Raw genomic sequence first — 3171 nt, 5'->3', positions numbered from 1 at the left:
ATCAGGGAGTACAATGGTCAGGGATACGTATCATGTCCGCCCTGGCGGAAAAGATTCCCGACGTGGTTAATCTGGGTATTGGCCAGCCTGATTTTGATACACCCGTTCATATCAGGCAGGCCGCCACTGATGCTTTGGAGGGGGGATATACGCGGTATCCTCCCAGCAAGGGGTATCTGGATCTCCGCCGTGCTGCAGCCGAAAAACTGAAGTATCGCAACCGGATTGATGCCGATCCCGAATCGGAAATTTTCATATCCGTGGGGGCGATGCAGGTCATTTTCAACACCATGCTCCACCTGGTGGATACCGGCGATGAGGTGATTGTTGTTGATCCTGGATATGACTATTATTCCCAGATCGGTTTATTTTCCGGGATTCCGGTCAGGGTTCCTGCAAGGGAAGAAAATGGATTTCAGGTAGACCCTGACGATGTGAAAAAAGCCATCACGCCAAAGACGAAGCTGATGATCATCAATACGCCGTCTAATCCTACCGGGGCGGTATTCGATCTTCAGGTTCTCGAGCCGATCGCTCACCTTGCGCAGAAAAACGGCATTTTCGTTCTGTCCGATGAACCTTACGAAGACATCGTCTACGGCGACAGAAAACACATCAGCATTGGATCTCTTGAAGGGATGAAAGAATGGACCATTTCCGCCTTCACCCTTTCAAAAACCTATGCCATGACCGGCTGGCGAATAGGATACTGCGTTGCGCCTCAACCCTTCATTGACGAAATGGAAAAGTTGATGGAGCACATGGTTTCCGGTGTGCCATCCATGGTGCAACGCGCGGCCCTGGCAGCGATCACCGGTCCCCAGGACGCGGTCCGTAAAATGGTTGCCGAATATGATCAACGGCGCAATCTGGTTCACCAGGGGCTGCATGCGATTGACGGCATTCGTTGCCTGAGACCGGAAGCAACCTTTTACGCCTTTCCGAACATCACCGGGTTGGGCAGAACCTCATGGGATTTTGCCAAATATCTGGTCAGGGAGCACCACGTGGCGGTGGTGCCTGGCAGCATATTCGGAAATAATGGCGAAGGGTATATTCGTGTCTCATTTGCCGTAGATCAGGCTTCCCTAAACGAAGGCATCAAACGAATCAAGAATGCTGCGGAAGCACTGGCATTAACGGCATAAAATATGCGGAGGGGCAGGCGCATCCGCACTTCCTGCAGGTGTGGAGTACGCTTTCGAGAACTACACTACCCTGCATCACATCCCTTTCTTTCAAAATGCTCTCCTTTTCCGACAGGTCTTTCACGCTTTATCGCTGCACTCCCAATCTATTACCTACCCGCCATTTTCACGAAGATAGTTTGCTATTTTTCTTCGTATCAGATAACTTTTTTTAGGTGATGCTTGAAGAGTCTGAGGAGGAGACCCCATGAACATACAAAAGAAAGACAGTCATCTGCCGGATTACGCCCGTGTCGAACGAGAAGAAATGCTGATTGGTATCGGCTATGCCGATGAAGCCATCGGCAGGCCTCAAATAGGAGTCGTCAGCAGTTGGGGGGAGATCAATCCCGCATCCGCAAATCTGGATAAAGTGGTAGCCTCCGCCAAGGCAGGTATCTGGGCTGCGGGGGGGACACCGAGAGAATTCGTCATCAGCGCCCTCTGCACCAGCATGGCGGGAAATGACAATTACCATCTTCCCCACCGGGATTTGATAGCAGGATATATTGAGGCAGTGGCAAAAACGAATCTCTTTGATGGGCTTCTTTTTCTTCCGGTTTGTGATGACGTGATCCCGGGCCATCTTATGGCCGCCGCACGACTGAATCTGCCTTCAATCTTTGTCACGGGCGGCTATATGTCCTTGAACAAATACAAGGGACAGGTGGTGCAGCCCTTGGATGTGGCGCCGACGTATTTCAAGGCCTACAAGGAAAAGAGGATAAGCCGCGAAGAGTTCCGTCAGATGCGCCACAGGGGCTGTCGGGGTGGCGGCGCCTGCCCGGTGATGGGGACCGCCAACACCATGGCATCCATGGTTGAAGCGTTGGGAATGTCCCTTACCGGTACGGCCACATTGCCCGGTACCGATTCGCGCCTTATCCGGTCCGCATTCGACGCGGGCAGACAACTCGTCGAGTTGATCCAGGCAAACATCAGGACCTCAGATATCCTGACCCCCGATGCCTTCAAGAATGCCATTGGGGTACTGATGGCCATCGGCGGATCTCCGAATGCCGTATTACATTTGACGGCCATTGCCGCTGAATTGGATATTGCGCTTGAACCGGAAACATTCGACGAGATCAGCAGAAAGACACCGTTTATTGCGGACGTCGCCCCGTCCGGGTCTGCAAAATACCACCTGGGAGATTTTGACGAGGCCGGTGGCATCGCAGCGTTAATGAAGGAAATATTACCGTTGATAGCCGGCGAAGTGATGACCGTCACCGGGCGTTCTTTAGAAGAAAATCTTGCGGCCATTGACTCCGGAGACCGAAAAATAATTCACTCGATCGATGCCCCGTTGGCCGCGACGGGCGGGCTTGCCTTCCTGCGTGGAAACCTGGCACCGGGAAGCGCCCTGATTAAGATTTCAGCAGTGCCGAAAAAAATGATGTACCACAGAGGACCCGCCAGGATCTTTCAGACGGAGGACCATGCCTGTGAAGCTCTGGATGATAACCGTATTCAGCCGGGTGACGTGGTAATCGTGAGAAATGTCGGAACCATCGGTGCTCCTGGAATGGGTCTCCAGCAGCGTTTTCTGTGGCAGCTTTCCGCCAAAGGTTATCAGGACAAGGTAGCATTTCTCACCGATGGCAGGCTGTCCGGCACCAATAAAGGCTGTGCGATCGCTCACATTTCGCCCGAAGCGGCGTCAGGCGGCCCTTTGGCAATCATCGAAGAGGGCGATATCATTGAAATAGACGTGGCGAACCGCGAGCTGAATATGGAGCTGTCTCCGGAGGAGATCGAAGAACGCCTCAAGACGTGGAAACCTACTCCCACAAAAACGGAACCGGGATTCCTCTCGATCTACTCCAAAATGGCAAACCCTGCGGACAAGGGCTCTGCCTTGAACTACAAGGAATAGATGGCTTGTGAATGCTGGTCAGTAATCCCCGTGGTCGGCCACTGCCTTGGTCATGGCATACATGTTCGTCGGTGGTGTAAATACCGGAGGATCGCATCCGGGTGC

General features: G+C 52.9%; 2 protein-coding genes. Both read left to right on the top strand.

Going from position 1 to position 3171, the window contains the following annotated elements; all coding sequences use genetic code 11:
* A partial coding sequence (locus tag LJE94_07895; GenBank protein ID MCG6910029.1) for a pyridoxal phosphate-dependent aminotransferase occupies positions 1-1148 on the top strand: 1148 nt, incomplete at its 5' end.
* A 247-nt stretch (positions 1149-1395) separates the two neighbouring features.
* A complete protein-coding gene (locus tag LJE94_07890; GenBank protein MCG6910028.1) occupies positions 1396-3066 on the top strand; it encodes a dihydroxy-acid dehydratase in 1671 nt (556 codons plus the stop codon).
* Positions 3067-3171: the final 105 nt, after the last annotated feature.

The sequence above is a fragment of the Deltaproteobacteria bacterium genome (assembly GCA_022340465.1).
Lineage (GTDB): Bacteria > Desulfobacterota > Desulfobacteria > Desulfobacterales > B30-G6 > JAJDNW01.
This window is presented reverse-complemented; position numbering and strand designations above follow the sequence as displayed.

Bases quoted from the DNA above. Each gene is read 5' to 3' on its own strand.
- LJE94_07890 (MCG6910028.1), top strand. From the start codon at position 1,396: ATGAACATACAAAAGAAAGACAGTCATCTGCCGGATTACGCCCGTGTC.